The sequence below is a fragment of the Curtobacterium sp. MCLR17_045 genome (assembly GCF_003234405.1).
Taxonomy (GTDB): Bacteria; Actinomycetota; Actinomycetes; order Actinomycetales; family Microbacteriaceae; genus Curtobacterium; species Curtobacterium flaccumfaciens.
In genome coordinates, this window is sequence record NZ_QKTB01000011.1 from 68755 (window position 1) to 85343 (window position 16589).

Here is a 16589-nt window from a genome sequence, read left to right on the forward strand (position 1 = left end):
CGCTCGGACCCATGCAGAGTCGCCCCCTCGGCCGCACCGGCCGCTCCGTCTCCCCCATCGGTCTCGGCACCTGGCAGTTCGGCGGTGACTGGGGTCCCGTCTCCGAAGCCGACGCCAACGCCGTCATGGACGCCTCCGTCGAGTCGGGCGTCACCCTGTTCGACACCGCCGACGTCTACGGCGACGGCCGGAGCGAGCAGCTCATCGGCGCGTGGCGTGCCGCGAACCCCGACGTGCCGCTGACGATCACCACGAAGATGGGCCGTCGCGCCGACCAGGTCCCCGAGAACTACGTCGCCGCGAACTTCCGCGAGTGGGTGGACCGCTCGCGGAAGAACCTCGGGCAGGACACCCTCGACCTCGTGCAGCTGCACTGCCCGCCGACCCCGGTCTACGAGGACGACGCCGTCTACGACGCCCTCGACGCGCTGGTCGCCGACGGCTCGATCGCCGCCTACGGCGTCAGCGTCGAGACCGCCGACCAGGCCCTCACCGCGATCGCCCGACCCGGCGTCGCGAGCGTCCAGATCATCCTCAACGCGTTCCGTCTCAAGCCGCTCGACCGCGTGCTGCCGGCCGCACTGGAGGCAGGGGTCGGCATCCTGGCGCGCGTCCCGTTGGCCTCGGGTCTGCTCTCCGGCAAGTACACCACCGACACGTCGTTCGCCGAGGGCGACCACCGCAACTACAACCGCCACGGCGAGGCCTTCGACCAGGGCGAGACCTTCAGCGGCGTCGACTACGACGACGGCGTGCGCGCCGCGCAGACCTTCGCGGCGTCCCTGCCGGACGCCGTCTCGGTCCCGCAGGCGGCGCTCGCGTGGATCATCGCGCAGGACGGCGTCACCGCGGCGATCCCGGGCGCGCGCAACCCGGAGCAGGCGCGCTCGAACGCCGCGGCCGGCGACCTGCCGCCGATCGAGGGGCTCGACGCCACCGTGCACGACCTGTACGACACGTGGTTCCGCGCGAGCGTCCACGACCGCTGGTGAACCTGCGGAGCGTCGCGGTCGCGGTGGCCGCACTCCTGCTGCTGTCCGGGTGCGCCGCACCCGGAGCGGTGACCACCCGCGACGCTCCACCCTGGCCACGGCCGTCCGACCTGACGGCCCGCGCCGAGTCCGCCGGGCTCCGGAACGTCTGGGGCGAACGGCTGGCCGAGCACGTGCACACGCACCTGACGATCCTGGACGGCGACGAGCCGGTGACCGTCCCGGCGAACATCGGGCACTCCGACGACCGGAAGTTCGCCGCGGAGATCCACACGCACGACACGTCGGGCATCGTGCACGTCGAGTCCCCGACGGAGCAGACGTTCACGCTCGGGCAGTTCTTCGACGAGTGGGGCGTCTCGCTCGGTCCGGAGCACGTCGGTGGTCTGCGCGGCGAACTGACGGTGTGGGTCGACGGGCACCGGAGGATCGGCAACCCGCGCTCGATCGAGCTCACGGACCTCCGCCAGATCGTCCTCGTCGTCACGACCGTCGGCGAGGTCCCGCACCTGCCGGCCCCCTTCGACTGGCCCCCGCAGTACGACTAGCGCCGGAGCCGGCTCGACTCAGGCCTCCTTCGCCGCGACCCACGACAGGTCGAGTTCCCACTGCTCGACCGACGCGGCCGGCAGCTGCCACACGTACTCGTTCTTGAGCTTCTTGCCGTCCTCGCGGAACGGCCCCGTCCGGTACGGGTAGAACGCGACCGTCGGCAGCGTGCCGGGCGGGGCCGTACGGATCGCGTTCGAGAAGTCCTTGTTCAGCCGCCGCAGCTCGGCGATCACGTCGCCCCGGGCGGAGTCCGCGTCGAACTCACCGGCGCCCGACGCGAGCTGGAACGCGATGTGCAGCTGCCGGTCGCCGTGGTCGTCCTCGTAGCTGATCAGCCGGTGGTTCTCGACGGCCTCGAGCAGCTCCGGGTCGCCGTACACGACGTCCCGCACCACGTCGGGTGCGACGACGGCCCCGTTGTAGTCGACGGACAGGTCGGACCGGCCGTAGTGGAACAGCAGCGGCAGGTCGAGCTCGGCCTCGGCGGCGAGCGCCGCGTGCCCCGTCGCCCGCAGCACGGAGCGGAGTTCCTTCATCCGCACCACGTGTCCGCGGTCGTGGATGTTGTAGCGGATGCGTGGGCTGATGTTCTCGGAGCGGGCGATGGTCACGACGAGTTCGCCGAGGTCGTTCGTCTCGATCAGGTAGCCGAACGGGTTGAACTGGAACACCATCGGCAGTACCCCGTACTCGCCCTGCTTGGTCAGGGCGGCGGAGAGTTCCGGTGAGGCGGCGATCGCCCGGCGCAGCTGCACGCTGAACGGGGTCTCGATGCCGAGGTTGATCTCGAGGTCGCTCGCCCCGTAGGAGCCGAGCACGGCCTGCGCGTACTGCTCGATGTGGGCGCGCATGTTCTCGCTGATGCCCTCGCCCCCGAACGCGGCGACGATCGTGTACTGGCTCCAGTCGAGCCGGTCGTCCTCGAACAGGGCCTTCAGGAACGGCGGGTAGCTGCAGATGATGTAGGTGAAGTCGGTGCCGAACTCGCGCATCGTCTGCACGATCTTGTCGCGGTCCGGGCCGATCGACTTGATCATGGAGGACTCGGTGAGCGAGGCGGTCACGTTCATCCCGGTGGCCCAGGCCCCGAGCGAGAAGGCGTTGAGCACGAAGGGCTGCTTCGACAGGTCCTTCGCGGTGCGGGAGAACCCGAGTTGCAGCAGCTGTCGGGTGGCCTGGCGTTCGTCGGGGCCGCGCACCCAGCTGGTCGGGGTGCCGCTCGATCCGCTGGACTCGTCGACGACGACGCCGCGTCGGGGCAGGCGTCCGTCGATGCAGCGCTCGGGGATGCTCCAGCGCTTGACGTAGGAGTCCTTGTCCATCTCGGGCAGTCCCGAGATCGCTGTGGCGATCCCACCACGGGTGTCGAGCCGGGAGGCCCGTCCGGACTCCGCCAGGAACGCGCGGTACGCGGGGACCCGCTTCGCAGCCCGTTCCGCGGTCCGCCAGGCGCGCCAGCGTCCGAGGGTCCAGCGGAGCGGCTCGATGCCGGGCGTGAGCAGGAGCTTGTGGGTGCCGACCCGGGGCATGAACAGTGCGACGAAGGTCTCGACCACCCACACCACCGAGAACACCGCTGCGCGCTTCACCGGTCACCGCCCACGGTCATCGATGCTGCGGGTCGGCGGTGTGCCAGGGGTGGTGGGTCGCTGTGCCCGAAGCGGAACAGCATCCAGGCCATCCGCCCGTCGGACTCGTCGACGCCCGCACGTTCCACGAACGCGGCGTGTGACCGCGGGTTGGTGATCACGGTGCCGAAGGGGTGCATGGCGATGCCGCGGGCGGAGAACTCCAGCCAGATGCGCATGAAGACCCGTCCGGCCTCGACGTACTCGGCCGGGGTGCTGAACGGTCCCTCGAGCCAGGCGAGCTGTCGGACGCCCCGCATGGTGGACAGGTACACCCTGCGGAAGACCCCGCCGATGCCCGGGGCCTGCCAGAGTCCGCGGTGCTCCATGGCGAACCGGAGCACCGGGCCGGGCATGAGCATCGTCTCCGCGGACAACCCGTCACCGGTGGCCGCTGCCTGTCGCTTCGAGAACCGCAGCCAGTGCAGGATCTCGTCGTGCACGGCGTCGTGCTGCAGGTCGTCGAACAGGGTCTCCTGGTTGACGCGCACGATCTCGTCGACCGTGGCCCGGTCGTCGGTGGTGCGGAAGCGCTGCCCGGCCGCCGACGCGATGGCGGACGCGGCCTCGATCGCGGAGGCGTCGACGAGCGTTGCGTCGTAGGGCCTGCGTGAGGTGCGCCGTGCGAGGAAGCCGGCCAGGGCCTCCCGGTCGTCCGCGGTGACCACGTGCGGACGCAACGTCACCGTGCCCAGCCGGTGCAGGTGGTCGTCCGCCGTCGCGTCGTGCCCCGGACCAGCGTCGAGCCGACCGAAGTCCATCTCGGCGTGGTCGAGCCGTTCCTGCACGGTGAACCCGTGCGCTCGTGCCACCACGTCGAGCCCGGCCAGGAACACCCCGGCGCAGACGTGGCCGAACGGGATGCCGAACGACTCCGCCGGCAACCCCCGTCGCAGGTCGTAGAACACGGTCGCGGTGCGGTCGTCCTCGACGCGCACGACGATCGGTTGCGAGTTGTGCGGCGACGGGTAGTGCCGCGCGTCCTCGATGATGCCCGTCCACGGTGATGCCATCGTTCCCCCTCGGTGGTCCCTGGCGACGATCATACGAACCCCCTCGGCGCCCCATGCCCCTCGGGGAATGCGCTGTGGAGAACTCGTGCGTAGCCTGCTCCTCGTGATGACCATCCGCACCGGCACCGACCTCGCCGCGGTCGAGGACGTCGTCGACGCCGTGACGGCGCACGGCGAGCGGTACCTGGACCGGGTGTTCACCCTGCGGGAGCGCACCGACACCGGCGACGACCCGGAGCGCCTCGCTGCCCGGTTCGCGGGCAAGGAGGCCGTCGTGAAACTGCTCCGGCCGGCTCCGGACCAGGCGATCCCGCTGCGTGACGTCGCCGTCGTGCTCGACGCCGGCGGTGCCCCCACGGTCGAGCTGTCCGGGGCGGCCGCGGCCCTGGCGGAGTCGATCGGGTGCGGCCCGATCGCGGTCTCGTTGGCACACGAACGGGGGCTCGCGGTGGCGACGGCGGTGGCCCTCTCGGAGCGCTGACCCGGCGCTCCGGACAGGGGTGCGGTTTCCCGCACCGGCACGGCGGTTTCCCGAGGGCCGTTCCTCTTTACGGTTGCAGTCATGGAACAGGACCCGAACCCCTCCAGCACCACCGCGACGATCGCCGACCCGGCCACCGACCGGGCCGTCCGTCGCGCCCTCGCCGAGCACGGCAGGCTGACGGTCGACGCGTGGGACGTGGCGTCGATCGCCGACCTCTACGCCCTCGGCATGACCTCGCACGCCACCGTCAACGTGATGCTCGCGGTGGAGTCGGACCTCGACGTCGAGTTCCCCGACTCCGTGCTGAACCGGTCCACCTTCGCGACCGTCGAGTCGATCGTCGCCGCGGCGGAGCTCGCCGCGGAGCTCGCCTCGTGACCCTGGTCCTGCCGGCACCGTCGGTCGTCGACCGCTTCGCCGAGCGTGCGAGCGCGGTGGCCGAGGTCGCCGCACAGTTCGCCGACGAGGTCGACCGCGACGCCCGGCCCCCGCGCGAGGCCATCGCCGCGATGCGGGAGTACGGCCTGCTCGCGGCAGCGGTGCCGACCGAGCACGGTGGCGAGGGTGCCTCCGTGGCGGAGCTCTCCGCGATCGCGACCGAACTCGGCCGCGCCTGCGCCGCGACCGGCATGGTGTTCGCGATGCACCAGGGCCAGGTCATGGCGCTCTGGCGGCACGGCGGCGACGGTGCCGGCGTGCTCGAGACCATCGAGGCCGTCCGTGGCGGTGCGCTCGTCGCGTCGGCCACCACCGAGCGTGGCGTCGGCGGCGACGCCCGGCGGTCCACGTGTTCCATCGAGCCGACCGACGACGGCCGGATCCGCCTGCGCAAGGACGCGCCGGTGATCTCGTACGCCACCGAGGCCGACGCGGTGTTCGTCACCGCCCGTCGCGACCCGGACGCCCCGGCGTCGGACCAGCGACTGCTCATCTGCCGCACCGACACGATGGTCCTGTCGCAGACGTCCACCTGGGACACCATGGGGCTCCGCGGCACGTGTAGCAACGGGTGGATCCTCGACACCGAGACGACGACCGACCGGGTGTTCCGCGACGACTACGCCGCGATCTCCGCCCAGACCGTCCTGCCGGTGTCGCACGTGCTCTGGGCCTCGGTCTGGCTCGGCATCGCGGTCTCGTCCGCCGAACGTGCCCGCAGCGCCGTCCGGAAGCAGGCCCGCGCCGCCGTCGGGACGACCCCGCCCGGTGCCCTGCGGCTGGCCGAGCTCCTGGTCGACCTGCAGGCTCTGGCCGACTCGGTGCGCCACGCCGCCGAACGGTTCGACGCCGCCGCCGACGACCCGGACGTGCTGGCCTCGAGCGCGTACGCCCTGGCCGCGAACGCCCTGAAGATCGGTGCGTCCGAGCGCGTCACCGACATCGTCACGAAGGCGCTGCGCATCGTCGGGATCGCGGGCTACGCCGCCTCGGGTCCGATGAGCATCGCCCGACACCTCCGAGACGCCCACGGTGCCGCCGTCATGGTGAGCAACGACCGTCTCCTCAAGAACGACGCCGACCTGGCCATCATGACGGGAGTGATCCTGTGACCATCACGGACACCACCACGCACACCACCGACACCACCACCGCGGACAGCGCCGCCGCGGACACCACCGCCGCGCTCGACGCCGCCCGCGCCGCCCTCCGCGCCCGCCTGCTCACCGACGGCGTCCTCCTCGACCTCGGCACGCCCGGCCTCTACGGCCGCACCGGGGTCTTCGAGCGCGTGTACGCCGCGGTCGACGCCGCTGCGGTCCGCAGCCAGCAACACCTCGGCGCCGAGGTCCTGCGCTTCCCGCCGGTCGAGCCGCTCGCGTCCTTCGAGCGCACCGACTACATCGCGTCGTTCCCGGACCTCGCCGCGTCGATCTCCGGGTTCACCGGCGACGACCGCACCCACCGCGCACTGCTCGCCGCCCGCGAGCGCGGTGAGCGCTGGGAGGGGTTCCTCGAGCCGGCCGACCTCATGCTCACCCCCGCGGTCTGCCACCCGGTCTACGGCCTGATCGGCGACACCGTGCCGCAGCAGGGCCGGTTCTTCGACGTCCTCGGCGACTCCTTCCGCCGTGAGCCCTCGCTCGACCCGATGCGCCTGCAGGCCTTCCACATGCACGAGTTCGTGCACGTCGGCGCCCCCGCGTCCGCAGCGGCCCACCGGGACGGCAGCATCCCGGTGATGCGCGCGCTGCTCGAGTCGTTCGGGCTCGAGATCGACGTCGTCCCCGCCAACGACCCCTTCTTCGGCCGCGTCGGGCAGATGCTCGCCCGCAACCAGGTCGAGCAGGCGCTCAAGTTCGAGTTCGTGACGAAGGTCTACGGCCCCGACCACGACGCCACCGCGATCAGCTCCGCGAACCTGCACGAGGACCACTTCGGCACCTCGTTCGGCCTCCGCACCGAGGACGGAGAGGTCGCGCACAGCGCCTGCATCGCGTTCGGCCTGGAGCGCATCACCATCGCCCTGTTCGCCGCCCACGGCACGGACCTCGACGCCTGGCCGGCGTCCGCCCGCGCCGCCCTCGCCCTGTGACCACGCTGCACGGCTGGTCCGGATCGCCGGCGATCCGCGCAGCGGTCCAGCTCCCCGCCGCCGCGCGCGCCGGCGTCGTGATCTGCCCGCCGCTCGGGCAGGAGGGCGTCATCGCGTACCGCACGCTCCGTCTGCTGGCCGACCGCCTGGAGGCCCGTGGCATCGCCTCGGTGCGCTACGACCCGTCCGGACGTGGTGACGGCGCACCCGACACCGCGCCCGACGCGCAGGTCCGGTCCGCACGCCACGCCGCCGCCGTGCTCCGCACGACGGGGGTGCAGTACGTCGCCTTCGTCGGGCTGGCCTCGGCCGCGCTCGTCGCCGCGAACGCGGCCGCGGACACCGACGGCCTCGTCGTCTGGGACGCCCCGGCATCGGGCAAGGGCTGGCTCCGTCGGCAGCGCGCCCTCGCGACCATCACGATCGGTGCCGACCGCGTGGTCGACGGCGTCGAGAGCCTCATCGGGTTCGACGTCGAGCCCGACGAGGCCGCCGCGCTCTCGGACCTCGCCTTCGCCCCGCGCACCGGGCCCACCGTCGCGCTCGTCCGTCCGGGTGCGCGGCCGCCGAAGCCCCTCGGTGGCGTCGAGGTGACCGAGGTCACCGGCAGCGCCGAGCTCCTCGACGGCACGAGCATCCACGCCCGCATCCCCGGAGCCGCCGTCGACACCGTCGTGGCCTGGCTCGACACCTGGGCACCTGAGACTGCGGTGCCCGTCCGCACCCCCGTCCTCGACGAGGTCCTCGACGTCGACGGCCGCGTGTCGGAGCGCATCGTCCACCTCGGCGTTCAGGGCCTGTTCGGGATCGAGACCGTCTCGTCCGCCCAGCACCACGACGCCCCCGTCGTCGTGCTCCACAGCGGCGGCGCCGAACACCGCGTGGGGGCCACCGACTACCAGGTCGAACTCGCCCGCGCCCTCGCCCGCGACGGCGCCCGGGTCGTCCGGGTCGACCGTCGTGCCACCGGCGAGAGCACCGGCGTGCACGAGGACGAGCGGAGCTTCCTGTTCGCGCAGGAGTGGGTGGAGGACCAGTCCGCCGTCGTCACCGCACTCGCCACGCCCTCGGACCGGCTCGTGCTCGTCGGCATGTGCGCCGGCGCCTGGGTCGCGGGCCGCGCCGTCGAGGAGGCCCCGCGCCTGGTCGTCGAGATCAGCCCGAACGACTACCGTCGCGTCCCGGCCGAGCCCGGCTCGTACGCCGACGGGGTCCGGGCCATCGACGCCCCGTCGCCCGCACGGATGTGGGTGCGTGAACGCTACAACCGCTTCGTGCCGAAGGCCGTCCGCGACCGGATCGCCCGTCGCGACCGGATGGGCGGGGTCGTCGGCCACGTCCGCCCGCTCGTCGAGCACGGCACCGACGTCGTCGTGATCGTCGCTCCCGAGGACGCCGCCCTGTTCGACCGACTCGGTGGGCAGAAGGCCGTCCGGCGCTGGCCCGGCGACGACCGCCGCGGATCGGTGTCCGTCGTCCGCGTCGAGGACGGCGACCACTCGCTGTTCTCCCCGACGATGCGCGAGGCCGTCGTCGCCGAGGTGCGCTCCCGCGTCGCGGCGACGTTCCCCGTCCACACCTGACGCGCCCGCCCGGCTCAGCGCAGGCCGAGCTCCCGCGCGACGGCGTCGGGACGCTCGACGTGGGCGAAGTGCCCGCAGTCCTCGAGCAGCACCGTCCGGACCTGCGGCACGAGCGCCCGCAGCGCCTCGAGGTCCGTGACCCGGGCGAACACGTCGTCGCGCCCGGCGATCGCCGTCACCGGGCAGGTGATCGCGCGCCACCGGTCGACGTCGTACACCGCCGCCGACCGTGCCGCCTCGGTGAACTGCTCCGGCCGGAGCTCCTCGACGAAGGCCTCGAGCACGCTCGGGTCCAGACGTCGAACGTGCGTGAACACCGGCGCCGCGACGAGCGGCAACAGACCGATCCGCGCGATCCACCGGAGCAGCGGACGAGCGGAGCCACCGGTCACCGTGAGGCCCGCACGCAGCAGGGTGAACGCCGGCAGGGTGCCGAGCGCCCGCACCGGGTGCCGAGCCGCGCCGGCGGTCGCGACCGTGGTACCGGACACCAGGGCGAGCGACCGCACCCGCTCGGGCGCCACCACCGCCAGGTGCAACCCGACGAACGCTCCCATGGAGTGCCCGACCACGTCGACCGCGCCGACGCCCAGCGCACCGAGGACCGCCGACACGGCACCCGTGACGGCGTCGAGCCCGAGCGGACCGTCGGGAGCCGGCGAGGACCCCCAGCCCGGCAGGTCGACGAGCACCAGCCCGCGGTCGCCGATCCCGTCCGCGGCGCGCAGCAACGGTGTCCACGTCGACCAGGACCCGGCGACGCCGTGCAGCAGCAGGAGCGGGTCCGGGCCGGCGCGGTGGTGCACCACGACTGGCCCGGTCGGGGCCTCCACGACCGTGCGGGTCAGCCCCCATGCGCCGGGCGTGACGCGCACCGGGTACGGGGCGTAGGCATCAGCGGTGACCCCGTGATCACGTGGGTCGGTGTCGATGGCGTGCACCGGGCCTCCTGTCCGACCGTCGACGCGGACGCGTCCGTCAGGAGGGATTCGGAACGCTAGCCGACGGGGACGGGTGCCGAGCAGGCGGCGAGCCGGTCGAGGGCCGCCTTGTACTCGGCGACGTCGCGCTGCAGACCGGGCTCGGTGATGATCGAGGCCTTGATGCGGCCCTGCACGTCGATGACGAAGGTCGCGCGGGTGGCGAAGCCCTTGTTCTCGAGGAACACGCCGTACTCCTTCGAGACCGCGCCGTGCGGCCAGAAGTCGGCGAGCAGCTCGAAGTCGTAGCCGTTCGTCTCGGCGAACGAGCGGAGCGTCGCCTTCGAGTCGACCGAGATGCCGAGCAGCTCGATGCGCTGGTCCTGGAACATCGTGATGTTGTCCTGCAGGGTGCAGAGCTCGCTCGTGCACCCGGACGAGAACGCCAGCGGGAAGAAGACGAGTGCGACCGGGCGGTTGCCACGGAAGTCGCTGAGTCGGACGTGCTCACCGAACTGGTTCGGGAGCTCGAAGTCCGGCGCGAGTGAGCCGATCTCCAGTGCCATCGCTACGTGTGCTTCTTCCTCGGGCGTGGGGTGTGCCCGTCGGGTCCGTGCGCCGCGGATCGCGTGTGCACGATCGGCCATGCTACGCCGACGACACGCGAATGCAAGCACCCGTCCACCTGCACGTCACCATCAGCATCAGCATCAGCGTCGGTCCTGGGGCCTAGAGTGGACGGGGCCCCAGCCGGTCGCGACCCGACCACCGGAGCCACCATGTCCACCACCACGAGAACGAACGAGGTCAAGGGTGACGGTGAACGACCAGGACCCGTACAGCGCCGGGGCGAACGACCAGGATCCGCAGGAGACCGCCGAATGGCGTGAGTCCCTCGACGGGCTGGTCCAGACCCACGGACACCAGCGCGGTCGCGAGATCATGCTGAGCCTGCTCAAGCGGTCCAAGGAACTGCACCTCGGTGTGCCGATGGTCCCGACGACGGACTACGTGAACACCATCGCGCCGGAGAACGAGCCGGAGTTCCCCGGCGACGAAGAGCTGGAGCGCCGGTACCGCCGCTGGATCCGCTGGAACGCGGCCATCACGGTGCACCGCGCACAGCGTCCCGGCATCGGGGTCGGCGGGCACATCTCGACGTACGCGTCCAGCGCTGCGATGTACGAGGTCGGCTACAACCACTTCTTCCGCGCGCAGGACCACCCCTCCGGTGGCGACCAGGTCTTCTTCCAGGGCCACGCCTCCCCCGGCATGTACGCCCGCGCGTACATGGAAGGTCGCCTCTCCGAGGACCAGCTCGACGGGTTCCGGCAGGAGAAGTCGCACGCCGGCGGCGGCCTGTCGTCGTACCCACACCCGCGCCTCATGCCGCACTTCTGGCAGTTCCCGACCGTGTCGATGGGCATCGGCCCGATCAACGCGATCTACCAGGCGCAGCAGGCCAAGTACCTGTCGAACCGCGGCATCAAGGACGCCATGGACCAGCAGGTCTGGGCGTTCCTGGGCGACGGCGAGATGGACGAGGTCGAGTCCCGCGGGCAGCTCCAGGTCGCCGCGAACGACGGCCTCGACAACCTGAACTTCGTCATCAACTGCAACCTGCAGCGACTCGACGGTCCGGTCCGTGGCAACGGCAAGATCATCCAGGAGCTCGAGGCGTTCTTCCGCGGTGCGGGCTGGAACGTCATCAAGGTCGTCTGGGGCCGCGAGTGGGACGACCTGCTCGCCCGTGACACCGAGGGCGCGCTCCTCAACCTGATGAACCAGACGCCGGACGGCGACTACCAGACGTACAAGGCCGAGAACGGTGCCTACGTGCGCGAGAACTTCTTCGGGCGCGACCCGAAGGCGCTCGAGCTCGTCAAGGACTACACCGACGACCAGATCTGGAACCTCAAGCGCGGTGGCCACGACTACCGCAAGGTCTACGCCGCGTTCAAGGCCGCGACCGAGCACAAGGGCCAGCCGACCGTCATCCTGGCGAAGACGGTCAAGGGCTACGGCCTCGGCCCGAGCTTCGAGGGCCGCAACGCGACCCACCAGATGAAGAAGCTCACGCTCGACAACCTCAAGCAGTTCCGCGACGAGATGCGCATCCCGATCTCCGACGCGCAGCTGGAAGAGAACCCCTACACGCCGCCGTACTACCACCCGGGCAACGACGACGAGGCGATCCAGTACATGCACGAGCGTCGTCGCGCGCTCGGTGGCTACGTGCCGGAACGTCGCACGAAGTACACGCAGTTCACGCTGCCGGACGACTCGAAGTACCAGGTCGTCAAGAAGGGCTCCGGCAAGCAGGAGGTCGCCACCACCATGGCGTTCGCACGCCTGCTGAAGGACCTGCTGCGCTCGCCCGACTTCGGCGACCGCGTGGTCCCGATCATCCCGGACGAAGCACGCACGTTCGGCATGGACGCCTACTTCCCGTCGGCGAAGATCTACAACCCGAACGGCCAGCACTACACGTCGGTCGACCGCGAGCTCCTCTTGGCCTACAAGGAGAGCCCGCAGGGCCAGATCATCCACGTCGGCATCAACGAGGCGGGTGCCCTCGCGGCGTTCACCGCCGTCGGCACCTCGTACTCGACGCAGGGCGAGCCGCTCATCCCGGTCTACGTCTTCTACTCGATGTTCGGGTTCCAGCGCACCGGCGACGCCATCTGGGCCGCCGGCGACCAGATGACCCGTGGCTTCATGATCGGCGCGACCGCCGGCCGCACCACGCTGACGGGCGAAGGCCTGCAGCACGCGGACGGTCACTCGCCGCTCCTCGCCACGACGAACCCGGCCGTCGTCTCGTACGACCCGGCGTACGGCTACGAGATCGGCCACATCGTCAAGGCCGGCCTCGACCGCATGTACGGCACGAACGAGGACGGCTCGCCGAAGCACGCCGACCCGAACGTCATGTACTACCTGACGGTCTACAACGAGCCGCTGGTGCAGCCGGCCGAACCCGAGGGCGTCGACGTCGAGGGCATCCTCAAGGGGATGTACCTGCTCAAGGCGAGCGAGCACGACGGCCCGAAGGCCCAGCTGCTCGCGTCCGGTGTCGCCGTGCCGTGGATCCTCGAGGCGCAGCAGCTCCTCGCCGAGGACTGGGGCGTGTCGGCCGACGTCTGGAGCGTCACGAGCTGGGGTGAGCTCTACCGCGACGGTGTGGCCGCCGAGCAGCAGGCGTTCCTCAACCCGAACGAGCCGGCCCGCACGCCGTTCGTCACCGAGCGGCTGCTCGGCACCGAGGGTCCGGTCGTCGCCGTGAGCGACTTCATGCACCTGGTGCAGGAGCAGATCCGCCCGTTCGTGCCGACCGACTACGCCACCCTCGGCGCCGACGGCTTCGGCTTCTCGGACACCCGTCCGGCCGCTCGCCGCTTCTTCCACATCGACGGCCCCTCGGTCGTCGTGCGGACGCTGCAGCAGCTCGCCCGCCAGGGCAAGGTCGACGGCGCGCTCGTCCAGCAGGCGATCGACAAGTACCGCCTGCACGACGTGACCGCCGGCACCACCGGCAGTGCGGGCGGCGAGAGCTGATCAACCCGTGACGACGGTCCGCCCGGACCACGAGAGCCAGGAGAGCGCGCGCGAGCGTGCGCTCTCCTGGCTCCGTCAGGTGTCCGGAGAACTCTCCACCGCCACGATCAAGCGGCTCGAGGACACGCTCCCCTGGTACAGCGAGATGCCCCCGGGGCGCCGCTCCGCCGTGGGCCTCGTCGCCCAGGCGGGCATCACCTCGTTCATCAGCTGGCTCGAGGGCACCGCGTCGACGCCGTGGATCGCCGCGGCCGACGTCTTCGGGTCCGCCCCGCGGGAGCTCCTGCGCTCGGTGAGCCTGCAGCAGACCCTGCAGCTCATCCGCGTCGTGGTCACCGTGGTCGAGGAACGCGCCGCCGACGACGAGATGCTGCAGGAGGCGATCCTCAAGTACTCCCGCGACATCGCGTTCGCCGCCGCCGACGTCTACGCCCGCGCAGCCGAGGCCCGCGGCCTGTGGGACGCCCGGCTCGAAGCGCTCGTGGTCGACTCGATCCTCTCCGGCGAGTACGACGACGAACTGCCGTCCCGCATCGCCGCCCTCGGGTGGCACGGCCACGGCGAGGTCGCGGTGCTCGTCGGCACCGCGCCGAAGCAGCTCGAGGTCGACCAGGTCCGGCGGACCGCACGGCACATGGACGCCGACGTGCTCGTCGGGGTCCAGGGGTCGCGGCTCGTCGTGGTGATCGGCCGCGCCACCCCGCGCGACGACGTCCCCGAGGGCGAGGAGCCCGTCTCCTTCACGACCATCGCGCAGGCCCTCGAACCGCTGTTCGGCGAGGGGCACCTGGTGCTCGGCAACGAGGTCCCCGGGGTCGTCGACGCGTCGACCAGCGCGAAGGCCGCCCTCGCCGGGTTCGCCGTCGCGCGTGCCTGGCGCGGCGTGCCCCGCCCGGCCCTGGCCGACGACCTGCTGCCCGAACGTGCCCTGGCCGGCGACCCGCTCGCCCGGTCGGCCCTGGTGCAGCGCATCTACGTCCCGCTCAAGGACCAGTCCACCGAGCTCCTGCAGACGCTGTGGTGCTACCTGGACACCGGCCGGTCGCTCGAGGCCACGGCGCGCGAGCTCTTCGTGCACCCGAACACCGTGCGCTACCGCCTGCGCCGGGTCGCCGACATCATCGGGTGGGACGCCACGCACGCCCGGGACGCCCTGATCGTGCAGTCGGCGCTCATCCTCGGCGCGATGTCCGAGTCCGCGACCGGCCGTCGCCGCATCACGCCCCGACGCTAGAGCGCTCCGGACGGTAGAGAACCGACAATGTCCCGCGGGGATTCGTGTGGGAAGTCCACACGGGCCCCGCGGGGTGAGAACGCGAGGATTGTCCGGTGATCGTCGTCGTCGCGCCCGGACAGGGCTCCCAGACCCCCGGCTTCCTCGCCCCCTGGCTCGAGGACGCCACCGTTCGTGAACGAGTCGGGCAGTGGTCGGAGTCGATCGGCGTCGACCTCGCCGAGCACGGCACGAACTCTGACGCGGACACCATCAAGGACACCGCGCTCGCACAGCCCCTCATCGTGGCCGCCGGCCTGGTGACCGCCGACGCACTGCTCGCCGAGGGCCGTCGTGCCCTGGTGGGCGGGGTCGCCGGACACTCGGTGGGCGAGTTCACCGCCGCCGCGGTCGCCGGGATCCTCGAGCCGACCGACGCCGTCGCCCTGGTCGCCGAGCGCGGCCGGGCCATGGCCGACGCCGCAGCGCTCGAGCCGACCTCGATGGCCGCCGTCCTCGGTGGCGACGCCGACGCGGTCGCCGCAGCCCTCGCCGAGCACGGCCTCGTGCCCGCGAACCACAACGGTGGCGGCCAGACCGTCGTCGCCGGTGCCGCAGACGCCATCGCGGCCCTCGCCGCCGACCCGCCCGCCAAGGCCCGGGTGATCCCGCTCGCCGTGGCCGGTGCGTTCCACACCCGCTACATGGCCCCCGCCGTCGAGCGGGTCGCCCCGGTCGCGGCCGCCGCCACCGTGCAGGACCCGACCCTGCCGATCTGGACCAACGCCGACGGCTCCCGCGTCGACGACGGGCGCCGCTTCGTCGACCTCATGGTCCAGCAGATCGCGAGCCCCGTGCACTGGGACGCGGTCATGGAGTCCTTCTCCGCCGCCGGCGTGACCGGCATCATCGAGCTCGCACCCGCCGGTGCCCTCGTCGGCCTGGCGAAGCGCGGCCTCCGCGGCACGCCGACCGTCGCCATCAAGACCCCCGACGACCTGCCTGCAGCGATCGACCTGCTGCAGCGCGCGGGCCAGGAAGCAGACGCAACCGCATGACCGACCCGACCACCCCGACGGACGCCCCCACGGGCCTCCCGACCGGATCCGCGCGCCCGCTGCTCCAGCAGCGCCGCGGCCACGAGTTCACCCGGATCCTGGCGTTCGGCGCCGCCCGCGGCGAGAACGTCGTGCCGAACGACGACCTCGTCGGCCCGATCGACTCGTCCGACGAGTGGATCCGCCAGCGCACCGGCATCATCACCCGCAAGCGCGCGGGCAAGGACGTCGAGGCCGTCGACCTCGCCGAGGCCGCTGCGCGCGAGGCAATCGAGAAGGCCGGCATCGAGCCGTCCCAGATCGGCGTCGTGCTCGTGAGCACCGTCACGCACACCGTGGCGACCCCGTCGATGGCGTCGCTGCTCGCCGAGCGCATCGGCGCCACCCCGGCCGCCGCGTACGACATCAGCGCCGCCTGTGCCGGGTACGCCTACGGCATCGCCCAGGCCGACTCGTTCATCAAGTCCGGGCTCGCCGACCACGTGCTGGTCGTCGGGGCCGAGAAGCTCAGCGACGTCGTCGACCCGACCGACCGCTCGATCTCGTTCCTGCTCGGGGACGGTGCCGGCGCCGCCGTGATCGGCCCGAGCGACTTCCCGGGCATCGCCCCCACCATCTGGGGTTCCGACGGCTCGAAGTGGGACGCCATCGGCATGACCGCGACCTACAACGAGTGGGAGGCCGGCGCACCGCGTCCGACCATGCGCCAGGCCGGGCAGACGGTGTTCCGCTGGGCCGTCTGGGAGATGGTCAAGGTCGCTCGCCAGGCGCTCGAGACCGCCGGCGTCCGCCCCGAGGACCTCGCCGCGTTCGTGCCGCACCAGGCGAACATCCGCATCATCGACGAGTTCGCCAAGCAGCTCGGCCTGCCCGAGACGGTGACGATCGCCCGCGACATCACCACCACCGGCAACACCTCCGCCGCGAGCATCCCGCTCGCCACGCACCGCCTGCTCGAGGAGCACCCGGACCTGTCAGGCGGCCTCGCCCTGCAGATCGGCTTCGGCGCCGGACTCGTGTTCGGTGCCCAGGTGGTCGTCCTCCCCTGATCCCCG

Annotated in this window: 15 protein-coding genes; 11 read left to right on the plus strand and 4 right to left on the minus strand. The window is 71.8% G+C overall.

Going from position 1 to position 16589, the window contains the following annotated elements; genetic code table 11:
* The first annotated feature begins 11 nt into the window (after window positions 1-11).
* Together DEJ05_RS09365 and DEJ05_RS09370 are read left to right on the plus strand one after the other, a co-directional pair.
* Complete coding sequence (locus DEJ05_RS09365; protein ID WP_111030250.1) at window positions 12-992, plus strand: aldo/keto reductase; 981 nt, start codon at window positions 12-14, stop codon at window positions 990-992.
* A complete protein-coding gene (locus tag DEJ05_RS09370) occupies window positions 989-1540 on the plus strand; it encodes a hypothetical protein (RefSeq protein ID WP_111030251.1) in 552 nt (183 codons plus the stop codon). Before DEJ05_RS09365 ends, DEJ05_RS09370 begins: the two co-directional genes overlap by 4 nt.
* Before the next feature lie 18 nt (window positions 1541-1558).
* Here the strand turns inward: DEJ05_RS09370 and DEJ05_RS09375 are convergent, their stop codons facing one another.
* Window positions 1559-3133: a CoF synthetase gene (locus tag DEJ05_RS09375; protein ID WP_258370576.1), complete on the minus strand. Its 1575-nt coding sequence runs from the start codon at window positions 3131-3133 to the stop codon at window positions 1559-1561.
* On the minus strand, window positions 3130-4185 hold the full coding sequence (locus DEJ05_RS09380) for a hypothetical protein (RefSeq protein ID WP_111030252.1): 1056 nt from the start codon (window positions 4183-4185) through the stop codon (window positions 3130-3132). The genes DEJ05_RS09375 and DEJ05_RS09380 overlap by 4 nt, the downstream gene beginning before the upstream one ends.
* 106 nt (window positions 4186-4291) lie before the next feature.
* Between DEJ05_RS09380 and DEJ05_RS09385 the strand changes: the two genes are divergently transcribed.
* From DEJ05_RS09385 to DEJ05_RS09405, 5 genes are all read left to right on the plus strand, one after another.
* The gene (locus tag DEJ05_RS09385; protein ID WP_171907809.1) at window positions 4292-4666 is read left to right on the plus strand and encodes a holo-ACP synthase; all 375 of its coding nucleotides are present in this window, start codon (window positions 4292-4294) and stop codon (window positions 4664-4666) included.
* An 81-nt stretch (window positions 4667-4747) separates the two neighbouring features.
* Complete coding sequence (locus DEJ05_RS09390) at window positions 4748-5047, plus strand: acyl carrier protein (protein ID WP_111030253.1); 300 nt, start codon at window positions 4748-4750, stop codon at window positions 5045-5047.
* A complete protein-coding gene (locus tag DEJ05_RS09395; protein WP_071405339.1) occupies window positions 5044-6219 on the plus strand; it encodes an acyl-CoA dehydrogenase family protein in 1176 nt (391 codons plus the stop codon). Before DEJ05_RS09390 ends, DEJ05_RS09395 begins: the two co-directional genes overlap by 4 nt.
* Window positions 6216-7202 (plus strand): amino acid--[acyl-carrier-protein] ligase, encoded by a 987-nt coding sequence (locus DEJ05_RS09400; protein WP_220034802.1) that lies wholly within the window; start codon window positions 6216-6218, stop codon window positions 7200-7202. Before DEJ05_RS09395 ends, DEJ05_RS09400 begins: the two co-directional genes overlap by 4 nt.
* Window positions 7199-8785, plus strand: a complete 1587-nt coding sequence (locus DEJ05_RS09405; protein WP_111110300.1) for an alpha/beta fold hydrolase — start codon at window positions 7199-7201, stop codon at window positions 8783-8785. The genes DEJ05_RS09400 and DEJ05_RS09405 overlap by 4 nt, the downstream gene beginning before the upstream one ends.
* A gap of 14 nt (window positions 8786-8799) precedes the next feature.
* On the opposite strand, the gene DEJ05_RS09410 is transcribed toward DEJ05_RS09405, so the two are convergent.
* Window positions 8800-9726, minus strand: a complete 927-nt coding sequence (locus DEJ05_RS09410; protein ID WP_181433115.1) for an alpha/beta fold hydrolase — start codon at window positions 9724-9726, stop codon at window positions 8800-8802.
* A gap of 56 nt (window positions 9727-9782) precedes the next feature.
* A complete protein-coding gene (locus DEJ05_RS09415) occupies window positions 9783-10271 on the minus strand; it encodes a peroxiredoxin (protein ID WP_111030255.1) in 489 nt (162 codons plus the stop codon).
* A gap of 247 nt (window positions 10272-10518) precedes the next feature.
* Here DEJ05_RS09415 and aceE point away from each other — a divergent pair, with 247 nt between their 5' ends.
* From aceE to DEJ05_RS09435, 4 genes are all read left to right on the plus strand, one after another.
* Window positions 10519-13263, plus strand: coding sequence for a pyruvate dehydrogenase (acetyl-transferring), homodimeric type (gene aceE, locus DEJ05_RS09420; protein ID WP_071405343.1), 2745 nt, complete (start codon window positions 10519-10521; stop codon window positions 13261-13263).
* A 7-nt stretch (window positions 13264-13270) separates the two neighbouring features.
* Window positions 13271-14497: a CdaR family transcriptional regulator gene (locus tag DEJ05_RS09425; RefSeq protein WP_027465341.1), complete on the plus strand. Its 1227-nt coding sequence runs from the start codon at window positions 13271-13273 to the stop codon at window positions 14495-14497.
* A gap of 95 nt (window positions 14498-14592) precedes the next feature.
* Window positions 14593-15534 (plus strand): ACP S-malonyltransferase, encoded by a 942-nt coding sequence (locus DEJ05_RS09430; protein ID WP_071405344.1) that lies wholly within the window; start codon window positions 14593-14595, stop codon window positions 15532-15534.
* On the plus strand, window positions 15531-16583 hold the full coding sequence (locus tag DEJ05_RS09435; RefSeq protein WP_071405345.1) for a beta-ketoacyl-ACP synthase III: 1053 nt from the start codon (window positions 15531-15533) through the stop codon (window positions 16581-16583). The genes DEJ05_RS09430 and DEJ05_RS09435 overlap by 4 nt, the downstream gene beginning before the upstream one ends.
* The last annotated feature ends 6 nt before the right edge of the window (window positions 16584-16589 follow it).

Coding starts and splice junctions, on each gene's coding strand:
- DEJ05_RS09385 (WP_171907809.1), top strand. CDS start 4,292: ATGACCATCCGCACCGGCACCGACCTCGCCGCGGTCGAGGACGTCGTC.
- DEJ05_RS09435 (WP_071405345.1), top strand. CDS start 15,531: ATGACCGACCCGACCACCCCGACGGACGCCCCCACGGGCCTCCCGACC.
- DEJ05_RS09380 (WP_111030252.1), bottom strand. CDS start 4,185: ATGGCATCACCGTGGACGGGCATCATCGAGGACGCGCGGCACTACCCG.
- DEJ05_RS09415 (WP_111030255.1), bottom strand. CDS start 10,271: ATGGCACTGGAGATCGGCTCACTCGCGCCGGACTTCGAGCTCCCGAAC.
- DEJ05_RS09365 (WP_111030250.1), top strand. CDS start 12: ATGCAGAGTCGCCCCCTCGGCCGCACCGGCCGCTCCGTCTCCCCCATC.
- DEJ05_RS09390 (WP_111030253.1), top strand. CDS start 4,748: ATGGAACAGGACCCGAACCCCTCCAGCACCACCGCGACGATCGCCGAC.